This window comes from Corynebacterium sp. KPL2895 (assembly GCF_040225815.1).
Taxonomy (GTDB): domain Bacteria; phylum Actinomycetota; class Actinomycetes; order Mycobacteriales; family Mycobacteriaceae; genus Corynebacterium; species Corynebacterium rhinophilum.
Genome location: NZ_JBEHFY010000030.1, coordinates 1 through 21,540 on the forward strand (window position 1 = coordinate 1; position 21,540 = coordinate 21,540).

At 60.1% G+C, this 21,540-nt stretch carries 18 protein-coding genes; 10 read left to right on the plus strand and 8 right to left on the minus strand.

All coding sequences use genetic code 11. The features are described from left to right. Both ABRP95_RS10955 and ABRP95_RS10960 read right to left on the minus strand, forming a co-directional pair. The coding region (locus ABRP95_RS10955) for a glyceraldehyde-3-phosphate dehydrogenase (protein ID WP_349839447.1) at positions 1-1,136 on the minus strand (1,136 nt) is incomplete at its 3' end. A 63-nt stretch (positions 1,137-1,199) separates the two neighbouring features. Continuing rightward, a complete protein-coding gene (locus ABRP95_RS10960; RefSeq protein ID WP_284854083.1) occupies positions 1,200-2,195 on the minus strand; it encodes a nitronate monooxygenase in 996 nt (331 codons plus the stop codon). 35 nt (positions 2,196-2,230) lie between these two features. Here ABRP95_RS10960 and pth point away from each other — a divergent pair, with 35 nt between their 5' ends. Further along, positions 2,231-2,878, plus strand: coding sequence for an aminoacyl-tRNA hydrolase (gene pth, locus ABRP95_RS10965; RefSeq protein WP_284783391.1), 648 nt, complete (start codon positions 2,231-2,233; stop codon positions 2,876-2,878). Here pth and ABRP95_RS10970 read toward each other — a convergent pair. Beyond that, the gene (locus tag ABRP95_RS10970) at positions 2,875-3,567 is read right to left on the minus strand and encodes a potassium channel family protein (protein ID WP_005279976.1); all 693 of its coding nucleotides are present in this window, start codon (positions 3,565-3,567) and stop codon (positions 2,875-2,877) included. The two genes, pth and ABRP95_RS10970, sit on opposite strands and share 4 nt — an antisense overlap. Then, entirely contained in the window at positions 3,560-4,912 is a 1,353-nt protein-coding gene (locus ABRP95_RS10975; protein ID WP_349839448.1) for a TrkH family potassium uptake protein, read from the minus strand. Before ABRP95_RS10975 ends, ABRP95_RS10970 begins: the two co-directional genes overlap by 8 nt. Positions 4,913-5,029: 117 nt before the next feature. Here ABRP95_RS10975 and ABRP95_RS10980 point away from each other — a divergent pair, with 117 nt between their 5' ends. Together ABRP95_RS10980 and ABRP95_RS10985 are read left to right on the plus strand one after the other, a co-directional pair. After that, a complete protein-coding gene (locus ABRP95_RS10980) occupies positions 5,030-5,866 on the plus strand; it encodes an SDR family NAD(P)-dependent oxidoreductase (RefSeq protein WP_284771082.1) in 837 nt (278 codons plus the stop codon). A 24-nt stretch (positions 5,867-5,890) separates the two neighbouring features. After that, entirely contained in the window at positions 5,891-7,525 is a 1,635-nt protein-coding gene (locus ABRP95_RS10985; RefSeq protein ID WP_284771081.1) for a peptide chain release factor 3, read from the plus strand. 16 nt (positions 7,526-7,541) lie between these two features. Here ABRP95_RS10985 and ABRP95_RS10990 read toward each other — a convergent pair whose 3' ends face one another. After that, positions 7,542-9,104, minus strand: a complete 1,563-nt coding sequence (locus ABRP95_RS10990; protein ID WP_349839449.1) for an aspartate-alanine antiporter-like transporter — start codon at positions 9,102-9,104, stop codon at positions 7,542-7,544. Between the two features lie 153 nt (positions 9,105-9,257). Further along, on the minus strand, positions 9,258-10,127 hold the full coding sequence (locus ABRP95_RS10995; protein WP_284819569.1) for a patatin-like phospholipase family protein: 870 nt from the start codon (positions 10,125-10,127) through the stop codon (positions 9,258-9,260). Positions 10,128-10,202: 75 nt separating this feature from the next. Here ABRP95_RS10995 and ABRP95_RS11000 point away from each other — a divergent pair, with 75 nt between their 5' ends. Next, the gene (locus ABRP95_RS11000) at positions 10,203-10,607 is read left to right on the plus strand and encodes a hypothetical protein (RefSeq protein WP_349839450.1); all 405 of its coding nucleotides are present in this window, start codon (positions 10,203-10,205) and stop codon (positions 10,605-10,607) included. Then, positions 10,607-11,146 (plus strand): gamma carbonic anhydrase family protein, encoded by a 540-nt coding sequence (locus ABRP95_RS11005; protein WP_284851811.1) that lies wholly within the window; start codon positions 10,607-10,609, stop codon positions 11,144-11,146. Before ABRP95_RS11000 ends, ABRP95_RS11005 begins: the two co-directional genes overlap by 1 nt. A 7-nt stretch (positions 11,147-11,153) precedes the next feature. On the opposite strand, the gene ABRP95_RS11010 is transcribed toward ABRP95_RS11005, so the two are convergent. After that, the gene (locus ABRP95_RS11010) at positions 11,154-11,807 is read right to left on the minus strand and encodes a hypothetical protein (RefSeq protein WP_284783375.1); all 654 of its coding nucleotides are present in this window, start codon (positions 11,805-11,807) and stop codon (positions 11,154-11,156) included. Positions 11,808-11,990: 183 nt separating this feature from the next. Between ABRP95_RS11010 and ABRP95_RS11015 the strand changes: the two genes are divergently transcribed. From ABRP95_RS11015 to ABRP95_RS11025, 3 genes are read left to right on the plus strand one after another with little or no spacing between them, the layout of a single operon-like run. Further along, complete coding sequence (locus ABRP95_RS11015; protein WP_284851810.1) at positions 11,991-14,369, plus strand: MMPL family transporter; 2,379 nt, start codon at positions 11,991-11,993, stop codon at positions 14,367-14,369. After that, complete coding sequence (locus tag ABRP95_RS11020) at positions 14,362-14,961, plus strand: TetR/AcrR family transcriptional regulator (protein WP_349839451.1); 600 nt, start codon at positions 14,362-14,364, stop codon at positions 14,959-14,961. The genes ABRP95_RS11015 and ABRP95_RS11020 overlap by 8 nt, the downstream gene beginning before the upstream one ends. Positions 14,962-14,986: 25 nt before the next feature. Next, positions 14,987-16,180, plus strand: a complete 1,194-nt coding sequence (locus tag ABRP95_RS11025; protein WP_349839452.1) for a DUF6882 domain-containing protein — start codon at positions 14,987-14,989, stop codon at positions 16,178-16,180. Here the strand turns inward: ABRP95_RS11025 and ABRP95_RS11030 are convergent. Further along, entirely contained in the window at positions 16,170-17,204 is a 1,035-nt protein-coding gene (locus tag ABRP95_RS11030) for a 3-hydroxyisobutyryl-CoA hydrolase (protein WP_349839453.1), read from the minus strand. The two genes, ABRP95_RS11025 and ABRP95_RS11030, sit on opposite strands and share 11 nt — an antisense overlap. Positions 17,205-17,272: 68 nt before the next feature. On the opposite strand from ABRP95_RS11030, the gene ABRP95_RS11035 reads away from it, so the two are divergent. After that, positions 17,273-18,064: an HAD family hydrolase gene (locus tag ABRP95_RS11035; protein WP_284850404.1), complete on the plus strand. Its 792-nt coding sequence runs from the start codon at positions 17,273-17,275 to the stop codon at positions 18,062-18,064. Positions 18,065-18,208: 144 nt separating this feature from the next. Then, on the plus strand, positions 18,209-21,301 hold the full coding sequence (locus ABRP95_RS11040) for an acyltransferase family protein (RefSeq protein WP_284850405.1): 3,093 nt from the start codon (positions 18,209-18,211) through the stop codon (positions 21,299-21,301). The last annotated feature ends 239 nt before the right edge of the window (positions 21,302-21,540 follow it).

Sequence of the window (21,540 nt, forward strand, 5' to 3'; positions counted from 1 at the left end):
ACCGCCATGGACACGTCCGGGGTGGGAACGCGGATGGCGTTACCGGTCAGCTTGCCTTCGAACTCAGGCAGGGCCTTGGCCACGGCCTTGGCAGCACCGGTGTCGGCAAGCACCATGTTCAGGCCAGCGGCGCGGCCACGGCGCTCGCCCTTGTGGTAGTTATCAATGAGGTTTTGGTCATTGGTAAACGAGTGCGCGGTTTCCACGTGGCCGTGCGCCACGCCGTAGCGGTCATTGATGACCTTGAGCACCGGGGTGATGCCGTTGGTGGTGCACGATGCGGCGGAGAGGATCTTATCGTCATCGGTAATGGCGGAATCATTGATGCCAAAGACGATGTTTTTAATATCTCCCTTGCCCGGTGCGGTCAGCAGCACGCGGGCCACTCCCTTGGCCTTAAGGTGCTGGGACAGGCCTTCCTTATCGCGCCAAACACCGGTGTTATCTACCAGCACGGCGTTGTTGATGCCGTATTCGGTGTAATCGATCGTGGCTGGGTCGTTGGCGTAGATCATCTGGATCTTCGTACCATTGGCCCAGATAACCTGTTCTTCCTCATCCACGCTGATGGTGCCGTTGAAGGCACCGTGGACGGAATCGCGGCGCAGGAGGCTGGCGCGCTTGATGATGTCCCCTTCGCCCTTATTGCGCACCACGATCGCGCGCAGGCGCACGCCGCCGTAAGCGGCTTCGCGGGCGACGAGGATGCGGGCAAGGAGGCGGCCGATGCGGCCAAAGCCGTAGAGCACGACATCGGTTGGGTCGATGTCTTCGCCGGCACCGACGATTTCCGTGAGTTCATCTTCGAGGTAGCGGCGCAGGTCATCTTCGCCCGACTCTTCAAAGCCCAGTAGGAGGCGTCCGACGTCGATGGATGCGGAGCTTAGGTTCATATCCGCAAGTTCGGACAGGATGGGCAGGGTTTCTGCCGTGGAGAGCTGGCGCTGGGCAATGCGGCGTCCGTAGCGGTGGGACTTGATGATGTCGATATCGGTCTGCCCAACCAGCGGGCGGCCGAAGATGGTGGCGACGACGTTGTTATTGCGGTGCAGTTGGTGGATGAGGGGAATCATCTGTTGCGCCAATTCGAGGCGCTCGTTCCAGTCATCATGTCCAATATGTGCGTTCGCAGTCACGAGGCTCCATCCATTTCTATTTCGGGGGTGGCTAGAAATCTTCGCCCCAAATTTTAGCGTGTCTTAGTGTTTGTTTTGGCATAGGGAGTCCAGAATGTCTGCGACACTACCCCCGCGGATTTTGGCAGCCGGCTCACCTACGAGGCAGTAGGCTACGGCGTCATCGTGCTGCGCTCGGCGTTCCTTGAGCACGGAATTAAGCATGGGATATACCGGGGGTAAATCGGGGTGAGTGCGGGTGTAGTCAGTCTCCAGGCCGCGGGCATGGCGTCCGGAAAAGGCGCGGGTGGATACGGTGGCCCCGCCGCGCCGGAGAAGCTTACGGTTGTAGTCACTGGTTCCGGCTTCTTTACTCAGCAAGAAGGCAGAGCCGCACGATGCGGCGGCCACGCCGGGCAGGCTTAATACCTGGGTTACCTCTACTGCCGTGCGCAGCCCACCTGCGGCAATCAGCGGGATGCTCGGTGCGACGGCGTGGACGGCTTCGTGGACTGCGGCGATGAGATCTGGCAGGGGTCGATCGTCTGGAAGCGCGGTGCGGTCCCACGTGCCGCGGTGCCCGCCGGCATAAGGGCCCTGTACGCACAGCGCATCCACTCCCAGCTTGGCGGCGGCGCGGGCCTCGCCTGGCGTGGTGACGGTGGTCCAAGCCTCGGCACCCGCGGCGTGGATGCGGGCAAGCTGCTCAGAGTCAAAGGTGCCGAACATGGACCACACGACGCGCGCGCCGCCCTGCAGCGCCAGCTCGAGCTTGTCGTGGAAGCCAAAGGAATAATCGGGATCCGGTAGCGAGGCATCTTCGGCCGCGGCCAGTTCCGCGGCGGCGGCCAACTGCTCAGGAGTTAACGGATCCTGCGGGCAAAACAGGTTCACCCCAAAGGGGATGCCGGCGCAGGCATCAATCTGGCTGCGGGCAGAATCCACGCTGGCAGACCCAAGCCCCAAGGTGCCAAAGGAGCCGGCCTGATGCGCAGCGCGCACCAGATCCACGGTGGTAGGCCCGCCCGCCATGGGCGCTGGTATTACGGTTCGGCGCAAAGATTGAATAACCTGGCTCATAGGAAACTACTGTACCGAGCTAGAAAGGCGCATTCGTGGCAGCTTTGAAAGATTTTATTGCCCGGTTTTTCGGCGGGCCCCCGCAAGCGCAGCAGGGGCAGGATCCGGCCGAGTTAGAAGCAGACTGGCTCATCATTGGCCTGGGCAACCCCGGGGCGAAATACGCCGCCACGCGCCATAACGTGGGATACATGGCCGTGGACGATGTGCTGGCCCAAGGCGGCGACGTGCTCGAGCCGGTGCGCGGGATGGACCTCGAGGTAGCCCCGCTGCGCTGGGGCGATACCCGCGTCCTGGCGGTGCGCACGACAACGTTTATGAATCTCTCCGGTGATCCGATTGCCCCGCTGGCGCAAGCTTTGGGAATTGCGGCGGACCACATCATCGTCATTCACGATGAACTAGATCTGCCTGCCAATAAAATTCGACTAAAGCAAGGCGGCAATGAAAATGGGCACAACGGGCTGAAATCGCTGACGCACAACCTGGGCACGCGGGATTATGTGCGCGTGCGCATTGGCATTGCGCGCCCGCCGAAGGGTTCGTCGATTCCGGATTATGTCTTAGCGCCTGTCGATGCCGGCCCCGGCTTCGATACCGCCATTGCGTCCGCCGCCGAAGCCGCCCGGCTCATCGCCACGCACGGGCTCGTACAAGCGCAAAACCGCATTCATTCGCGCTAGGACTGGGAAAATTTCTCCAGCGCCTGTGGGCTGCCGGCGGCGACGATGAAGTCGGTGGGGGCGAGCTGGGTGGCATCGGCAAGCGGGGCCCAAGCACCCTCCGCCTGGCAGACCGACACCAACTGCACGTGGTGGGTGCGCCAAACCTCGCCCAAATCGAGCGGGCGGCCCGTGACCGAGGAGGGCGCGGCCATCTGGGTCACGCCGTAGTACGGGGCGATCTCAGCAAAGTCGCGGAAGCGCCCACCCAAGAGGTAGGCTACGCGACGGCCGGTATCGCGCTCGGGGCGGATGACGTGGTGGGCGCCAATCTGGCGCAGGATGCGTTCGTGGGCCTCCGAATTAGCCTTGGCCCAAATATCTTTGACCCCCAGCTCCACCAGGTTGGAGACAGTGAGGATGGACGCCTCCAGGTGCGAGCCGATGCCCACGATGACCCGCTCCACCTCGTCGATGCCCAGCTGGCGCAGCGCCGCCGGATCGGTGGTATCGGCCGAAATGGCCTCAGTTAAGTGCGGCGCTCGTTCGCGCACGATCTTTTCATCGGAGTCGATTCCAAGGACCTCTACCCCATGGCCCATGAGCTCGCTAGCCAGGGAGCAACCAAACCGCCCCAAGCCAATGACGACGACAGGGGCAATGTCGAGGGTGGCGCGGGAGTGGCCCAACGCCTTAAAAATGCTAGCCAATGAAGGGCCTTTCTTCGGGGTAGCTATAGCGGCGACTGAGGTTCTTGGCCGCCAACGCTGCTACCAGGGTGGTTGGACCAACGCGGCCCAGGTACATGATGAAACACAGCACGATTTGTGAGGGTGCGGACAAGCTGGCGGTAATCCCGGTGGATAGGCCCACGGTGGCAAAGGCGGACATGACCTCAAAGGAGACCTGATCACCGCTAAATTGCGGGTCGAAAAAGCGCAGTGCCGCCACGCCCAGGGTCACCACCAGCACGCCAGCAAAGCTCAATGCTAGCGCCTGTCGGGTCACACTATGGGGAAGGCTGCGGTGGTAGATGGAGGTCTTTTCCTTGCCCAAGAACTCAGCGGCCATGGCGGCCAATAGTACGCACGCGGTGGTGACCTTGATGCCGCCGGCGGTACCGGCCGAGCCGCCGCCGATAAACATCAAGATATCGGTGCCCATGAGCGTCACCGGGTGGATCTCGCCGTAGTCAAAGGTATTAAAACCGGCCGTGCGCGGGGATACGCTGGTAAAGAACGAGTTGAGGAGCTTGTCGCCCCACGCCATCGGTGCCAGTACGCCATTCCACTCCGTCAAGGCAAAAAATATCGTGCCGGCCACAATGAGCACGCCGGTTGCCGCCAGCGTCATCCGCGCGGTAATAGAGATGCGACGCATCGCCTCCGACCCGCGCCGCAGGTGGCGCATCAATTCCGCCCAGACTGGAAAACCCAGCCCGCCGCCAATGACCGCTCCGGCCAGCGGCATTAGTATCCAGGCATCGCCCACAAACGGCACGAGGTTATCGCTATTGGTGCTAAACCCAGCGTTATTGAACGCCGAAATGGCATGAAAGATGCCCTCCCATAACGCCCGCGGGAAGGAATGCCCGTAGCCCACCATCAGGCGCGCGGTGACCGCCACAGCGATAATGCTTTCTACCACCGCGGTAAAGGCGAAGGTAAAAATCAGGGTGCGGCGGATGCCACCGGCGAGGATGGGCCGGCTTTCATAGGCGCCGGTCTTGCGCGCCTTAAAGCTAATCCGGCCGGTTAAAAGCAGGCCGGATAGCGAGGCCAGCGACATAATCCCCAAACCGCCCAGTTGGATAAGGGCCAAGATGACCACTTGCCCGGCTGGACTCCAGAAACTGCCGGTATCAACCACGACCAGCCCGGTCAACGAGACCGCGGAGGTCGCGGTAAAGAGGGCGGATAAAAACGAGGCGCGGGAATCTCCCGCCTCGGCGAACGGCAGCAATAACAAAACCGTTCCTATCAGGATGAGCAGTAGAAACCCGGTGGCGGTTAGCCGCGCTGGTCCCCATTGCCGCAGAAAAAGCAGGCGCTTCACAAGCCGGAAGTATAGACCTGTCCAGCCCCACGCGGAACTGTGCGGCGCGACGCCGCGGACAAATATCACGAACGAATGTCGCGGACGGATGTCGCGTCCATAGCTAGAATCTAGCCTATGACTTCGCCGTACTCCGCTGCTAGGACCATCGTGATCACCGGGGCATCGTCAGGCATTGGTGCCGCAGCCGCCCGGCAGATTCACCGCACCCGCCCGCAGGATAACCTCGTCATCATCGGCCGCAATCCGGACAAGACCAAGGCCGTTGCACAGGAAGTGGACGGGCAGTATTTCCTCGCCGATTTCGAATCGCTTGCTGAGGTCCGCCAACTGGCTGATGACCTGCAACAACTAGAGCGCATCGATGCCTTGGGCAATAATGCCGGCGGCATCTTCGATGGCCCTACCATGACCGCTGATGGGTTCGAGCGCACGTGGCAGGTCAATGTCGTCGCACCTTTCCTTTTGACATCTCTGTTGCAAGAAAAGCTGCGCGATAGTAGCGCCACCGTGGTCAATACGGCGTCGTTGGCCAATATGCTGATCTCAAATTTCGATCCGGCGGATCCCAATACGCTGGAGCATTTCAGCCCAGAGCGCGCATACGGCAATGCCAAGCTAGCGGATATCTTGCTCGCCCGCTTTATCGATGCCCACGGCATCAACGCGGTGTCCTTTCACCCAGGCGTTTTAGCCACCGAGTTTGGCAAGTCCTCTAAGGGGCTGACCGGCAAGTTGTACTCCGGGGTCATCGGCAAGGCCTTTGGCACCGCAGAGGCCGGCGGCGAGAACTTGGCCTACTTCCTCACCGGCACCGAGGGCATCCATTTTCAGTCCGGGGAATACTACAATAATAAACGCACGCTGGGCATGCAGCGCCCGATTGCGAAGAATACCTCTGTGGCACACCGCGTCTTTGAGGATCTGGGCCGCCGCCTCAATGTGGAGTGGTAGCGGGAAACCACTAGACTATGGCGCATGAGTTCTGTCGCTTTTGAGGCCTCGCGCCGCCGCACGTTCGCCGTTATAGCCCACCCGGATGCCGGTAAGTCCACGCTGACGGAGGCGCTGGCGCTGCATGCGCACGTGATTAATGAGGCCGGCGCGGTCCACGGCAAGGGCAACCGCAAGTCCACCGTGTCTGACTGGATGGACATGGAGAAAAACCGCGGCATCTCCGTCGCCTCGTCCGCGCTGCAGTTTGAATACGCCCCGGAGGGACACGAGGGCGAGCCTTATATGATCAACCTGGTTGATACCCCAGGTCACGCGGACTTTTCGGAGGATACCTACCGCGTGCTCACCGCGGTAGATGCCGCAGTGATGCTTATCGATGCCGCCAAGGGCCTCGAGCCACAAACCCTCAAGCTCTTCCGCGTTTGTAAGGCGCGCGGGCTGCCCATCGTCACGGTGATCAACAAGTGGGACCGCGTGGGCCGCGAGCCACTCGAGCTCGTTGATGAGATCGTAAACGAAATCCAGTTGCAGCCCACCCCGCTGTACTGGCCGGTGGGCATCGCGGGCGATTTCCGCGGCCTGGCCCACATCAATGATGACGGCGAGGCCGATAACTACATCCACTTCATCCGCACCGCCGGTGGTTCCACCATCGCGCCGGAAGAGCACTACGATCCTGCCGCCGCAGAAGAAAAGGAAGAGGATGTGTGGGAAACCGCGGTAGAGGAAGCCGAGCTGCTTGCTGCCGATGGCGCCCTGCACGATCAAGAACTTTTTGAGCAGTGCGTGACCTCCCCGCTCATCTTCGCCTCGGCCATGCTGAACTTCGGTGTCCACCAGATCTTGGATACCTTGTGTGCCATCGCCCCGGCGCCGCATTCCCGCGAATCCGATCCCAAGGCCGTGGAGGCAGCCACCAGCGCTATCGATGAGGTCCGCGAGGTAGCCGATGACTTCTCCGGCGTCGTCTTCAAGGTGCAGGCGGGCATGGACCAAAAACACCGCGACAACTTGGCGTTTATGCGCGTGGTCTCCGGCGAATTCGAGCGCGGAATGCAGGTCAACCACGCCCAATCCGGCCGCAGTTTTTCCACCAAGTATGCGCTGACGGTCTTTGGCCGCACCCGCGATACCGTGGATACCGCTTACCCAGGCGATATCGTGGGCCTCGTCAACGCGGGCTCGCTAGCACCCGGTGACACCATCTATTCCGGCAAAAAGGTGCAGTTCAAGCCCATGCCCCAATTCGCCCCGGAGGCCTTCCGCATCTTGCGCGCGAAATCGCTGGGCAAGTACAAGGCCTTCCGCAAGGGCTTGGAACAGCTCTCGGCCGAAGGCGTAGTGCAAGTCCTGCGCAACGATGCGCGCGGTGATGCTTCCCCGGTCATGGCGGCGGTCGGCCCCATGCAGTTCGAGGTCATGCAGGCCCGCATGGAATTCGAGTACAACGTCGAAACCGTCACCGAGCCCATCCCCTACTCCGTGGCGCGGCGCACCGATGCCGAATCCGCACCGGAACTCGGCCGCCAGCGCGGCGTGGAGATCTTCACCCGCCAGGACGGCGAGCTCATCGCCCTATTTGGCGATAAGTGGAAGCTCGCCTTCATTGAGAAGGAACACCCAGAGCTGACCATGGAGACCTTGGTTGCGGATTAATAGAGCGGCTGCCCCGTCAGAGCAGCATGACCGGGATGACCACGATCTTCATGAACTGCGCCACCACGATGGTGGAGGTATAGCCGGTAAGTATTCGCGAATCCGAGCTGGCGCCCGTGGCGTAATTGACCACCGCGGGCTGGCCAAAGAGGCCGGAAATTCCGCCGGAGGTGCGGGTTTCGGATTGCCCCATAAAACGGCTGGCCACCGCGAAAATCCCAATGATGATAACGGCGATGATCGCGGCCAGCACCATGGATTTCAGCCCCATCCAAGAAAAGGCGGTGGACACAAAGGCCTCGCCGGAGGACAGGCCTACTGAGGCCAAGAAGATGGCAAGCCCCCACTGCTGAAATGCAGTATTAATCGGAGACGGGATCTGCCACGGAATGCGGCTGGTGCGGTGCAGGGCGCCGAGGACTAGGCCGGTGATCAGTGGGCCCAGCGCGAACCCGAGCTCGAAGGACGCACCACCGGGCAGAGGAATCACGATGAGGGAAATCAGGTAGCCGATGGTCAGCCCACCGCCGAGTGCTACCCAATTAAGCTGCGAGTATGCGGTCACGGAATCGCCAAAATAATCGCGAACATCACCCAGGCGGTCATGCTTGACCACGATCTCTAGGTCATCGCCGGATTCAAGGTGGGTTTCATTGGTGGCAAGGAATTCCTCATCGCCGCGGCGCACCCGCACAATCCGCGCGCCGTAGCGCGAAAAGAGGTTTAACTCCTTGACCTTGCGGCCCTCAATATCCTCATTGGAAATGGCCACGGTCTCATTGACCAGGCGCTTATCCACAAACGGGGTTTGGGGCTGGCGCTTTCCCAGGGCACCCGTAAGCTCCTTAGCTTTTGCCTTGGTCACCAGCACGCGCAGGACATCGCCGCGGTGCAATTCTGGGTTATCGCCCGGCACGTCGATATCGCGGCCGCGGCGGATGGTGGCGATGATGAAATGATCCGCGAATTTCTCGCGCAGCTCGGCATAGGAAATATCGCGGGTGACCTTAATCGTCCGCGAGCGGAAAATCTTTTCCGCCGAGTGGTCCTGGTCCTTCTGCGCGGGCCAACTATGCCGCAGGATGAATGCCACGAGGAGGATGGCCACGGCCACGCCGACTGGATAGGCCAAGGAATAGCCCACGGCGGGCAGCTCCTCGCCGGATTGCTGCTGGGCCACGGCCAGCGATGCCGTGGACGTCGTCGCGCCGGAGAATACGCCGGTCACCGCCAGCGGCGATAGCCCCATGAGGCTGCCTATGCCCAGCGCCGCGGCCGCCGCGGCTATTACCGCCACAGTGGCGAGCAACATGTGCTTTAGCTGGGTAGAAAAGCCCTTGAAGAAGGCCTCGCCGGCAGAGAGCCCCTGCATATAGATAAAGAGGCCCAAACCCAGCTTCTGCAAGGAACTAAGGATATTGTCATCCAGATCAATAAAGGACCCGAAGGCTAAGCCGACAAAAAGGGTACCCGCCGCGCCGAAGCGCAGCGGGCCAAAGGGAATCATGCCAAAAAGCGTGCCGAGCACGATCATGAAGAAAATGCTCAGCCAAATATTGCCATCAAAAATCGCTAACACGCTGTGCAATCTTAGGAGCTTGGCGCGATTTAGCTAGCTGAAAAAGCTTGGCACCTTGCACCGAATACCGCCATTAGTAAAGCGCACGCGATTATCCCTCCTGATGCCACAAAGAATCAGGAGGGCGATCTCACACCACGGCCCAGAGGTGAGCTAGTCCAGCAGGAATTCTTTCCACTTTGGCCACTCGGCATGGGTTTGCGCCTTGCCGGCCTGGTAATTCGCGCGCAACTTATCCACATTGCGCTCGGTAGAGGCCACCTGCATATCTTCCGGGAAAAACAGCTGCGCCTTGCCCTGGCGCTCTAGCTCGAGGAGCCGGTCCTTGGCCGCGTTATAGATGGGCGGGCGGCCAATGAGGGCATCGGCAATAGCGGGGTACTTGCGGAAGATGCGGCGGGTAATCGCCGGGCGCGCTACCTCGGGGCGGACATATCCGCGCGGCTTGGAGCCGATGAAGAGGAATTTCTCGTAGCCAGCCTCTTCCGCCTGCTCGATGGTAATGCCGCCGGACGAGCCCAAGGCGCCGTCCACATAGGGCGAGCCATCGATGATGCGAATGGGCATAAGCAGCGGCAGCGTAGAGGAGGCGCGCACCCGCACATACAGATCTTCTGGTTCCTTCACATCATCGCGGGTCCAATACACGGATTCGCCGGTATCGGCCCGCGCGGCGGCAAGCACCATATCCGCTGGATGTTCGCGGTACGCATCCCAGTCAAAGGGCATATCCTTATCCGCGGAGCGCTCATAGATATATTCCGCATTGAAATAGCCATTGCCGCGCACCAGCGAGCCCACGCCGCCAAAGCTGGGGTTATTGACAAAATCCGTGAAGGATTCCTCCGCGCGCTTGGCATCGTGCGAGAGGTAATTGACCGTGTGAGAGGCGCCGGCAGATACTCCGCCTACCCATCCAAAGGTGGCGTTTTCTTGGATGAGTTTGACTATGCAGGCGGCGGTATAGGAATTGCGCATTCCGCCGCCTTCGATAACAAGGGCGGTGTTGCTGGCATCAATCATGGTCTCCCATAATACGCGCGGCGATGTTACGGCGGTCAACCCCGCTTCCTGGCTGCGCGGCTAGACTTGAACGCTATGGGATTATTGGACGCTCTTGCCAAACTTACCGGGAATGGGGCGCCGCACTTGGCGCGGCCTGATTCCGTCGCGACGACCGTGCAGGTGGACCGGCTAGATATTAGGACCGCCGGCCAGCTGATCATCATTATCACCGGCCAGCAGGGCGCGCGGGCCCTTGCTGAGCTCGCCGGTTCGCGCGAGTCCGCGACCCTTATCTCCCCCACCACCACGGCGCATTTTCCCGCCGTAACGAAGGATGTGCTGCCGGTCAAAGATCCCAAGCACGGCTGGATCATCCCCATCACGCCGACGCTGGCGAGCGCGCTCTCCCAGGCCGAGCTTGCGGGTGCCCCGCTTGCCGATGCCCCCATCTCCGGCGAGTACGAGCTATCCCCCAGCCTCGCGGTGGTGGTGGAATAATGCCTATTTATCCCTTCCAAGGCGCGCGCCCGCGCATCCACCGCAGCGCTTGGATCGCGCCGAATGCCACCATCATTGGTGATGTGGAAATCGGCCCGGATTCTTCCGTATTTTATGGCTGCGTGCTGCGCGGCGATGTCGGCCCCATCCGCATTGGCAGCCGGTGCAATATTCAAGACAATAGCGTTATCCACGTGGAACGGGAGGCACCGTGCATCCTTGAAGACGATGTCACGGTAGGCCACATGGCCATGCTCCACGGCACCCATGTGGGCGCTGGCAGCCTGGTGGGCATGTCCGCTACCCTGCTATCTCGCTCCACCATCGGGCCCGGTTCACTCATCGCCGCCGACGCGCTGGTGCGCGAGGGCGCGGAAATCCCGGCCCGCTCCTTGGCCGCCGGCGTCCCGGCCACCGTGCGTCGCGAGCTTTCCACCGAGCAGTCCGCGGCATTTATCCCGCACGCCGCGCGCTACGTGGACATAGCTAAGCAGCAATCTGGCACCGAACTGACGCTGGATGATGTCTACTTTGACTAGCGCATACCTATAGGTTCACGACACCCATGATGATAAGGAAGGCGGCAACTACATAGCCGCTGATGAGCGCAACCCGTGTGCTGTTTTCGCGCGCCGCCGCAAAGACTCGGCCCGCAGCTGAGTCTGGGTGGGCGCGCACCACGGCGATGAAAAGGCCGCACACCACCGGCAGGGAAAGCGCCAGGGTGGCGTACCACAGAAGGCCGCCGTATTGGGCGGCGAGCGACAGATCCTCGGTGGCTAAGAACATGAGGCCAAAATAAAACGGCACGGAGGTCAGCGATTGCACCACGCCCATCACGAACCCGATAAGCACGGTGGTGATAGAAGGCCTGCGCAGCGGTTGCAGCATGCGCCCGATCAAGGCATTGGGTTTTCCCTGGGAATGCCAGGCGGCGAAGGCCAGGGCGATGCCGACGATGATGAGGATGCCGCCGGCAATCGGTGACTCCAAAATGGCCGCTATCTGTTCGCGCACGCCCAATAGGACGAACATGACCACGGCCGCGGCGGTAAGAACTCCCAACCAATCGCCCAGGATGACTAGGCCGGCAATCCAGCGGTACTTCCCGCGCGGGAGCATGATGCCGATGGCCACGAGGATGCCAATGAGCAAGGCATTGACCGAATCCAAGAGAGCGAAACTTACCGCGTGAATCATGCGCGATAGTCTACCTATCCTTCGCGCCACCCTGTGCACTCTGGGCTGGGCTGGGTTATAGGTCACATTAAAGAGCTACTATGCCTACCTGCACCTTATTTTGCACCATTTCCGCAAGATTGCATAGACTATGCAAGGTTTTAGAAGCAGTGCCCACACCTCTCACGCATAAAGGAGCTCACCATGTCCAGATTCCTCTACCGGCTGGGAAGCTGGTCCTACCGCACGGTATGGCCCTTCCTCGCCTTCTGGATCATCGTCTTGATGGCGATGGTCGGCCTCACCGCCGGCTTTGCCAAAACCCCGAACCCCAACTTCGCCATGCCGGAGATGGACTCCACCACTACTCAAGAAGAGATGATGGAGCACTTCGATCAAGATACCGATGCCATGAGCGCCCCAGAGGGCACCGTGGTCATCCAGGCCCCTGCGGGCAAGGAGCTGAGCGATGATGCCGTTGCTGGGGACATCGACAAGCTGCTCCAAGATCTCAAGGACACCGGTGCGCTGAAGAACGAGGATGAGTTGGTCAGCCCGGTCCTCGCCGCCGCTGGCATGGAAAAGCAAATGGGCGAGCAGATGCGGGCCCAAGGCATACCCGAAGAGCAGGTTGCGAAGAACCTGCAGCAGCTTTCCCCGCTGAGCGAGGATAGGACCACCGGCACCGTCACCATCGCCTTCGATGCCGCTGATGTCATGGACATCAACGATGACGATATGGCTGCGGTAACGGATGTCCTGCACGAGCATGACGGCGAAGGCCTCTCCGTTAAGTACCAGGGCAATGCCTTTGCGATGGCCGAGGCTGGCATGAATGGCAGCGCCGAACTTATCGGCATGGTGGTTGCCGCCATCGTATTGCTGGTGACCTTCGGCTCCTTCGTAGCTGCCGGCATGCCGCTGATTTCCGCCGTCATCGGCGTGGGCATCGGCATCCTCGGCGTACAGCTGGCCACCATCTTTACCGATACCGTCTCCGATATGACCCCGACGCTAGCCTCCATGATCGGCCTTGCCGTGGGCATCGACTACGCCCTGTTCATTGTCAACCGCTTCCGCAATGAGCTCATCACCTCCTCGGGCCTGAATAACCTGACACCAAAGGAACTGGCCAAGGAACTGAAGAAGATGGATAAGGGCACCCGCGCTCACGCCATGGGCATGGCGCTGGGCACCGCCGGCGGCTCCGTCGTCTTCGCCGGTACCACCGTGGTCATCGCCCTGGCGGCCCTGACTATTATCGGCATCCCATTCCTATCCACCATGGCTATCACCGCCGCGGGCACCGTGGTCATCGCCGTGCTAGTGGCCAATACCTTTATCCCCGCCGTGCTGGGCCTGCTGGGCACCAAGATCTTCGCCGGGCGCGTGCCCGGCCCCAAGGTTCCAGACCCCGAGGACGAGAAGCCAACCATGGGGCTGCGCTGGGTCCGCCGCGTGCGCGCTCACCCGTGGCTGCACCTAGGCGTAGGCGTTATCGTACTTGCCATCCTGGCCATCCCATTTGCGAATATGCGCCTGGCCATGCCTACCGATGGCTCCGCTAAACCCGGCACCCCACAGCGCGAGGCCTACGAGATGTCCGAGGAGGCCTTTGGTCCAGGCCGCAATGCCCCGATGATCGCCTTTGTCAATGTGGAAGACGTCTCCGGGCAAGACCGCATGCCGGCCTTCCAGGATCTGCTCCACAAGTTCAACGACACCGAGGGCGTGGATAACGCCCAAATCATCCAAACCACGGATAACGGCGATGCCGCTCAGATCATGATCACGCCGACCACCGGCGCAACCGATGAGAAAACCACCGAGACCTTGGAGCACCTGCGCGAGTACCAGGGCGAATTTTCTAAGGACGGCGGCTCCTACGGCATTACCGGTATCACCCCGATCTTCGACGATATTTCTGAGCGTCTGAGTAGCGTGCTCGTACCGTACGTGGCCATCGTCTTGGGCCTTGCCTTCATCGTCTTGATGTTGGTCTTCCGCTCCATCTGGGTTCCGCTCATTGCCGCCGCGGGCTACGGGCTTTCCGTGGCCGCCACCTTCGGCATTACCGTTGGCATCTGGCAAGAGGGCATGTTCGGCCTCGTCAACGACCCGCAGCCGCTGCTATCCTTCCTGCCCATCATGCTCATCGGCCTAACCTTTGGCCTGGCCATGGACTACCAGGTCTTCTTGGTCACCCGCATGCGCGAGGGCTACGTCAGCGGCAAGACCGCCGCCAACGCAACCTCGAATGGCTTTAAGCACGGCGCGCGCGTGGTCACGGCCGCAGCGCTCATCATGATTTCGGTCTTCGCGGCATTCATCCTGATGGACGAGCCATTCATTAAGACCATGGGCTTCGCCCTGGCAATGGGCGTGCTTATCGATGCCTTCGTTATCCGCATGATGGTCATCCCCGCCACCATGTTCCTCTTGGGAGACAAGGCGTGGTGGTTCCCTAAGTGGTTGAATAAGATCGTGCCTAATATGGATATCGAGGGCGAGGCCCTGCACAAGGAGCGCGAGACACTCATGCGCTTTCAGCACGACAAGGTAGGAAAGGTTCATCGTGACTAGTTTGCGCGAATCCAAGAAGCGAGCAACGCGCCAGGCCATGTCTGATGCCGCGGCCCGCCTCGCCTTGGACGGCGGCGCTGAGGCAGTCACGGTCTCAAATATCACCAGCGCCGTCGGGGTCTCCCCGCGCACGTTCCACAATTATTTTTCTTCCGTGGCCGATTCCCTCTTGCATTACACCGCGGATGTCCTCGAGGCATTCGCAGAGGATATTCCCACCGCATTTCCCGGCGAGCCCATCTCTACTGTCTTGGAATACACGCTCATTGATGCCCTGGACAATGAAGACATGGAGCTGCGCTCGCTGCACAGCCTGTTCAAGATCGGCGAGGCGATGGAAAACCTCAGCCACACCGCCGAGGAAAAGAAGAAATTCGATAGCGTCACGCACCGTGTCGTCGTTGCCTTTCAAGAGCGCTACCCCGAATATTCGGCCTTCGAGCTCACCATCATCTTGACCGCGTGCGGCAGCACCGGCAATGCCTGCCAGCAAGAGCTGAAAAGGCGCTGCGAATTGGGCAGGTCCCCCAGCAAAAGGGAACGCGATGAGCTGGTCCACCACGCCTTTGCCACCCTGCGCGGCCTCGTATGAGGTTTCAGTATCCTCGTAGGTAATTATGGATACTTCGAATTCGCTTGCCCAGGCCACCCGCGATGCCTGCTTTATTCAGGCGGGCCTTGACGCCGCCTTCCGAGCCCGCTTGGGCGATACCACCGACGTGGAATTTAATTTCCTCACCCCCTCAATGGATTCCGAGGGGCGCCTTAACCACAATCAGCCCGTGGAGATTCGCTGCAGCTCTCCCTCCGGTGTCACAGACTTCCGGGGCACACGCATCGCCGTCATCGATCGCGCCGATTCGCCTACCTGGCAGTGGGCGATGCAAGCGGAGAACGACCTGCCGCAGGGCGGGGATGACCCGGCGAAGTTCATCCCCCTCGCCCGCCTCTTGGCCGGCAATGCCCCGGTACTGCGGGCACAACAAGGCGATCATGAGGCGATTATTGCTGTGGATTTTCACCCTCGCCTCGACTTTCCCACCAGCGTTGCAGCAGGCATTCGCCGCAGCGCGCCGGACATTGATGAGCAACGCGCGGTGCACGAACTCGCCCACCACTTAGGCATCACGGCCGCAGAGGTCGGCGCGGAATCTGCCGCGGACTCCACTGCGGAGTCCGTCGAGCATTTTTCCGATGGAACGACGCTGCATTTTTCTAGCGCAGTGGGCTCGCCGCAGATTACCGCCATCGAGCCGGGCATGAAGGATACCCGCATCATCGAGGATGCCTTTTATTACGGCATGGAGCACCAGATGTACTTCCAGGGCAATTTCCCCGAGGCCACGGTGCACGTCAATGCGGACGAGGCCACGGCGGAGATCCGCTATTCTGGTGGGAAGGCCGAGGCCACGGCGGTACTCATCGCCACCATTTCGGAGGAGCGATTCCTGTGGGCGTGGGCCGATCCTGAGGTCAAGGACACCGCAGCCGCGCAGGCTGCCGCGAACCTGTACCGCTTCGGTATCGATCACCAGGTACCGGCGCTAATCCGGCCCGCGCTACCGCTGGACTACGCGCGCGCCCGGCAGATACCCCAGCTAGCCCTGCCCATCCTGGGCATGTGGACTTTGGTGGGCACCACGCTTGCCGATGGCCGCGTCGGCCTCGTCCTCCTCGATTCCGAAGCGCTGCATTTGCCGCAGCCCACATCCGCGGCCACGGAGGCAACGCTGGCGGCTACCCCACCCCGAGAGATCAATGAGGCGCGGGCCCGAGCAGCCTACGCCTCCTTCCGCGGGATCAATCTTTAGCTAATACATCGCGAATGGCGTCTACATCCACATCCGCGATGCTTGCCGGTTTGAACGCCGCATCATTGGATTTATCCACCAATACCGCGCGCACGCCATCGGAAAAGTCATCGCGGCGATACATATAGGCGCCGAGTTTCTTTTCCAGCTCAAGGGCCTCGCGAATGCTCGAGCACTCCGCCTCTGCTCGGTAGAGCTCCAGCGCGGCCACGATGGAGGTCGGGCAGGCCTGCGCGGTGAGCTTTTCTACCAGCTCCTTCAGTTCTGGGTACTCCTCTGCGGCAGCGGTGATGTCCTGCCAGGAATCGTGGCGGAAGCTAGCCTCGATCCCTTCGATGAGCTCCGCAAGCGGGGCCTCATCTTCCGGCTGCACGGAGTGCTGTTCCAGCGCGGCGTCAATGCCTTTGTCAATGACGTCGTTGGCAAAGGCATCGCCGTCTTTTACGTAGTCAGTGGCCAGCCCGCTCCACACGAGGTCGGCGGCGTACATGCGGTAGCCGGTAATACCCCAGAACTTCGCGAGCTCTGGCGAGGCCTTACCGCGCGTGCCTACGGCGTTTTGGGAGGCATACGCCATGCCCACATCCGTGACGTAACCAATATTCATCTCCGGCATGGAGGCGAAAGTCTTATCCGTGACCACGCAGTGCGAGCCGTGCGCGGAGACACCAAGACCGCCGCCCATAGCGATGCCATCCACCAGCGCGATGACCGGCTTGGGGTATTCCGCGATATCCCCGTTGAGGGTGTATTCCGAGGCAAAGAAGTCATCCACCTCGTCGTATTTGCCGTCCACGATGCCGTCGCGGGCCAAGCGGACATCGCCGCCGGCGCAATAAGCCTTGGGGTTGGTAGAGGTCAAAAGGACCTGCTCTACCTCGTCATCATCACGCCACTTATCCAAAGCGGCGGCAATGAGATCGATCATTTCTGGGCTCAGGGAGTTGAGAGCCTTTGGGCGGTTGAGCTCAATGACTCCGGTATGGTTGCGGATTGAGGACACGATAGGTGCATCATTAGTCATATCCCCTATTGTGACACACAACTCATATACCTAGCTACCGTTTGCGACTTCACAGATAGGTCTTAATTTTGCTTCCACAGCTTATCGCCCTAGACATGGATGGCACCCTGCTCGATGGAAATGGCGACTTGCCGCCAGGATTCGCGGAGACTAGCCAGCGCGCAACCGAGCTTGGCGTCACCCTCGTTCCAGCATCGGGGCGTCAGCTCGCCACCCTGCAAGAGATGTTTCCTCATGAAGAGACCTTTATTGCGGAAAACGGCTCCGTGGTTGTGCACAATAACGAGCTGCTGAGCACTACGCCCCTGCCGTCATCGGCCGTCCACGCTGCGGTGAGAGCGCTCGACGCGGTAGCCCGACCCCACACCGTGGTGCTGTGCACGCCGGCAACGGCGTTTGTGGAAACGGGCATCGACGAGCAAGCCTCCGCCGAAATTTCCAAGTACTATAAATCCATCACCTGGGTGGATAACCTGCACGATCTGCTCGATGAGGACATTATCAAAATCGCGGCCTTCTGCGCCGATGGCAGCGAGAAACACCTCCACGATCCGCTGCGCGAGGCGGTGCCCGAGCACAATATTGCGGTATCTGGGGCAGTGTGGCTCGATGTGATGGCGGCCGGGGTCAATAAGGGGGTGGCGCTAGAAACCATGGCATCGCTGCTGGGTATCCCCCAATCTCGCACCGCGGCGTTTGGGGATTTCCTCAATGATTTCGAACTCCTCCAAGCCGCTGGCACCGCCATTGCCATGGACAATGCGCATCCTAAGCTCAAAGCCATTGCCGATACAATCGCCCCGCCCAATACCGAGTATGGGGTGCTGACAGTGCTGAATCAGCTTTTTGCCAGCCAATAGGATTAGACTCTTTTCTTTCACCATCTATCCGTTAAATATTGCCAATCTCCCGCGCCACGCCGTGCTCTCTACTTTGGGTAATGGCGCTGCTCGCGGTCTAAAATTGGCCGATTAGTACATTTTCGTAGTGCAATGGGAGTTCATGTGAATCGTTTTCTGCGCTCGCTGCTGGGGAAGAAAGATTCCGAGCGTAATGAGGCCACGCCGCCTTCGACGCGGCAAAAGGATGGGCCTACAGGTGATTCCTCCACTGAGGCTTCCACGCCTAAATCCACCGCACCCGCCGAACCGAATGCGGAAAGCCACACTGATAAAGGCGCGCGGAAGCAACAACAGGCTCCCCGCTCGAGTGGGCAAAACAGCAAGTCAACACCACAGGACAAAGGCAAGCAGGACAGTAAGAAAGCTGCACAAACAAAGCCTACGGACATCAACCGTGGTCTCGCGCGCCAGTCGCGCCAGATAGGTACGCCCACGCCGCAACAAAAGCAGGCAACTCGCACCCAAAATGCGAAGGGCGACAAATCCGCTCCAACTAAGGGCACTACACAAAACAAGCAAAACGGTTCCGCGCAGAAAAAAGCCGAAGCGAAAAAGCGCCAACCGATAAAGCCAGCCACGCCCAAAGGATCTAAGAAACCGCAGCAACCCGCGGCCGAGACGAAGGAATTCCCAGCGAGCCCCGGCGGTACGTCCAGCAGTCCTAGTACTTCCCGCCCTAAAAACTCCGCTAGCGCATCCCAGTCTTCCGGTACTACTCGGTCCTCCGACGCCGCTCGTCCTTCGGGTACGACTAAGCCTTCTGGCCCTGCAAAGCCTGCCGATGATTCGGCGAACGCCGCACAAGGAACCCCTGAATTTCCCACCCAGCAGTCTTGGCCCGCCCAAAAGCCCAAACAACACACGCCTGAGCAAGCTAAGCCCAAACAACACACGCCTGAGCAAGCTAAGCCCAAACAGCACAAGCCTGAACAGCGCGCATCTAGTCGCAAGCGACCAGAACAGCGCCAAACCACACAAGAATCCGCCGCGGCACAGGGCCCCGCCTCCGTCCAGGAGCCTGCCTCTATCCAGGGGTCCGCCTCTGCGCAAGAACAAAAGCCTGGGAACCCAAGCGGAGAGAAGACCGCGCCCACGATGGCCTTTCAGGCTAAGCGCCCTGCCGAAGAGAACGCGCGAGAACAACAACCTGCAGCCAATCACTCTGCGGAGCAGTCGTCTGCGCAAGGCAAGCAGGGCGCCAATAAATCGAAATACCCCTTGCAGAATCAACAAAACGACTCTGAAGTACTTGCAATACCGCCAGAGGATAAAAACGTGCGCAAGAAGCGGCACGCGCGGCTACGCCAAGTCAAGGGCCTCGATGGCCTGCGCGGCCTAGCCGTTCTCGCCGTTGTCTTTTACCACTTTTTCGACGACGCCCTACCCGGCGGTTACTTGGGCGTGGACATGTTCTTCGTCCTCTCCGGATTTCTTATTACGTCACTCCTCGTGCGCGAATACCGCACGTCCGGGACGATTAGCCTGAAAGACTTTTGGGTCCGACGCTTCAGGCGCATCCTGCCGGCCGCCGTCGCCGTGCTCGTTTTCTGTACGGCAATCGTTGCGTGGGTTGGCGGCGATTTGGCCGTCGGCCTGCGTCAGCAATTCTTCGGCACCCTGTTCTTTGTCAATAACTGGACGCAGATTGCGACCTCGCAATCCTATTTCGCCGATAACGAGATCCAGGTATTCGCCCACTACTGGTCACTCGCCGTAGAAGAGCAGTTCTACCTCATCTGGCCACTGCTCATGCTGGGTATTTTCCGCATCTCGTCACGCCAGCCGCGCCGCCTTCCGGTCGTCGTCGCCAGCGTGCTGGGGCTTGCCTCCTTCGCAGCCATGTGGTTTATCTTTACGCCAGGTGAAGACCCCACCCGCGTGTACTACGGCACGGATACCCACGCATTCGGCCTGTTGACCGGCGCTGTCCTCTCATTGTTGGTGACCTCTACGAAGTCCGATCCCAACGCGGATTCTTGGGCATCCTCCGGCAAGGTAGAAACCCGTGCCGCCGGCATCATTGGCTTCTTGGCGCTCATCGGCTATGTCGCGCAGCTATTCCTCATGCCTGACGATGCCGAATTTACCTACCGCGGCGGGCTCTTTATCACCAGCATCCTTGGTGCCCTCATGGTGTGGGGTGTCATCCACGAGTACGGCCCGATGACGCCGCTGTTTAGGACGAAGGTCAGTCGGTGGTTGGGTCAGCGTTCCTTCTCGCTGTACCTGTGGCACTGGCCAGTCATCATGATTTTGGAGGCGCTATTCCACGGCAATCAGAATTCTGAGAATACTTGGATTCTGGGTCTTGTCGCCGTCCCCATCTCCCTGATCCTTTCGGAGATCTCTTATCAGTTCATCGAGAATCCTTTCCGCCGCGGCGGATACAAGAAGACGTGGAAGAACTACTGGGCCTCGCGCCCGAGCTTCAGCGAACTCAAGGATGGTTTTGGCAAGGCCATGTGGCCTGTCGTCCCGTTCTTGGTCGTCGCCTCTCTGGTGGGCGTTGTGTACGGCGTAGTTAATTCCAGCGACAAGACCGAATTGGAGCAGCAGCTCGACCAGCTCCAGCAGCAAAACGAAAGCAATAACCCACCTCCACCGGAGGCATCCGCTCCGTCAACAACATCGACTGAAGACGATAAAGACGAAGCAAAGGATGACGCCAAGACCCGCCCCATCCCGAAGGGGACAGATATTACCGCGATCGGTGATTCGGTGATGCTGGCGGCTAGCGATGCCCTCAGCCAACGTTTCCCCGGAATTTATATCGATGCCCAGGAATCCCGCCACTACACGGTGGGTATCCAAATCCTTCAACAAATGAAGGACGCCGGCACGTTGCGCGATACCGTATTCTTGGGCTTCGGCACCAACGGCGCCGCCCAGCCAAATCAAATCAGCCAGGCCATGGACATCATCGGCAAGGACCATACCGTGGTAATGGTTGTTCCCTACGGTGATCGCGAGTGGATGGCGCAGTCCCAGCAGGACGTCATCGACGCCGCCAAGGAATACGACAATGCTTATATTGCCGACTGGTGTGGCTATGCCGAAAATAATCCGGACATGCTCTACTCCGATGGCGTGCACCCGCTTCCCGAAGGCGCCACCGGCTATTCCGACGCCTTCTATGACGCTTTGAAGCAATATTCCAAATACGACAAGAGCGTATCCTCACAATGCCAGGCTTAACGGAGAGCGCGGCCGGAGGTAGCTAGCACATCTGGGTCGGCCTCCTACCTCAGCCTCACCCTCGCCCGCCCTTCGCGCTCGCGGGCGGTTCATTCTCACGGGCGGGGTTTATGTTCTGGCTCGTAGATGAACGCATAACTAAAGCCCGCACTCATGTCAACCTGAACTGCTCCCCATTAGTTGGACTGAGAAATCAGTTACCGACTAGTGGGGAGTAGTTTTCTTTGAGAGTACGAAGT

Coding starts and splice junctions, on each gene's coding strand:
- ABRP95_RS10960 (WP_284854083.1), bottom strand. CDS start 2,195: ATGAGCCAGGTTATTCAATCTTTGCGCCGAACCGTAATACCAGCGCCC.
- ABRP95_RS10980 (WP_284771082.1), top strand. CDS start 5,030: ATGACTTCGCCGTACTCCGCTGCTAGGACCATCGTGATCACCGGGGCA.
- ABRP95_RS10985 (WP_284771081.1), top strand. CDS start 5,891: ATGAGTTCTGTCGCTTTTGAGGCCTCGCGCCGCCGCACGTTCGCCGTT.
- ABRP95_RS10995 (WP_284819569.1), bottom strand. CDS start 10,127: ATGATTGATGCCAGCAACACCGCCCTTGTTATCGAAGGCGGCGGAATG.
- ABRP95_RS11000 (WP_349839450.1), top strand. CDS start 10,203: ATGGGATTATTGGACGCTCTTGCCAAACTTACCGGGAATGGGGCGCCG.
- ABRP95_RS11005 (WP_284851811.1), top strand. CDS start 10,607: ATGCCTATTTATCCCTTCCAAGGCGCGCGCCCGCGCATCCACCGCAGC.
- ABRP95_RS11010 (WP_284783375.1), bottom strand. CDS start 11,807: ATGATTCACGCGGTAAGTTTCGCTCTCTTGGATTCGGTCAATGCCTTG.
- ABRP95_RS11015 (WP_284851810.1), top strand. CDS start 11,991: ATGTCCAGATTCCTCTACCGGCTGGGAAGCTGGTCCTACCGCACGGTA.
- ABRP95_RS11025 (WP_349839452.1), top strand. CDS start 14,987: ATGGATACTTCGAATTCGCTTGCCCAGGCCACCCGCGATGCCTGCTTT.
- ABRP95_RS11030 (WP_349839453.1), bottom strand. CDS start 17,204: ATGACTAATGATGCACCTATCGTGTCCTCAATCCGCAACCATACCGGA.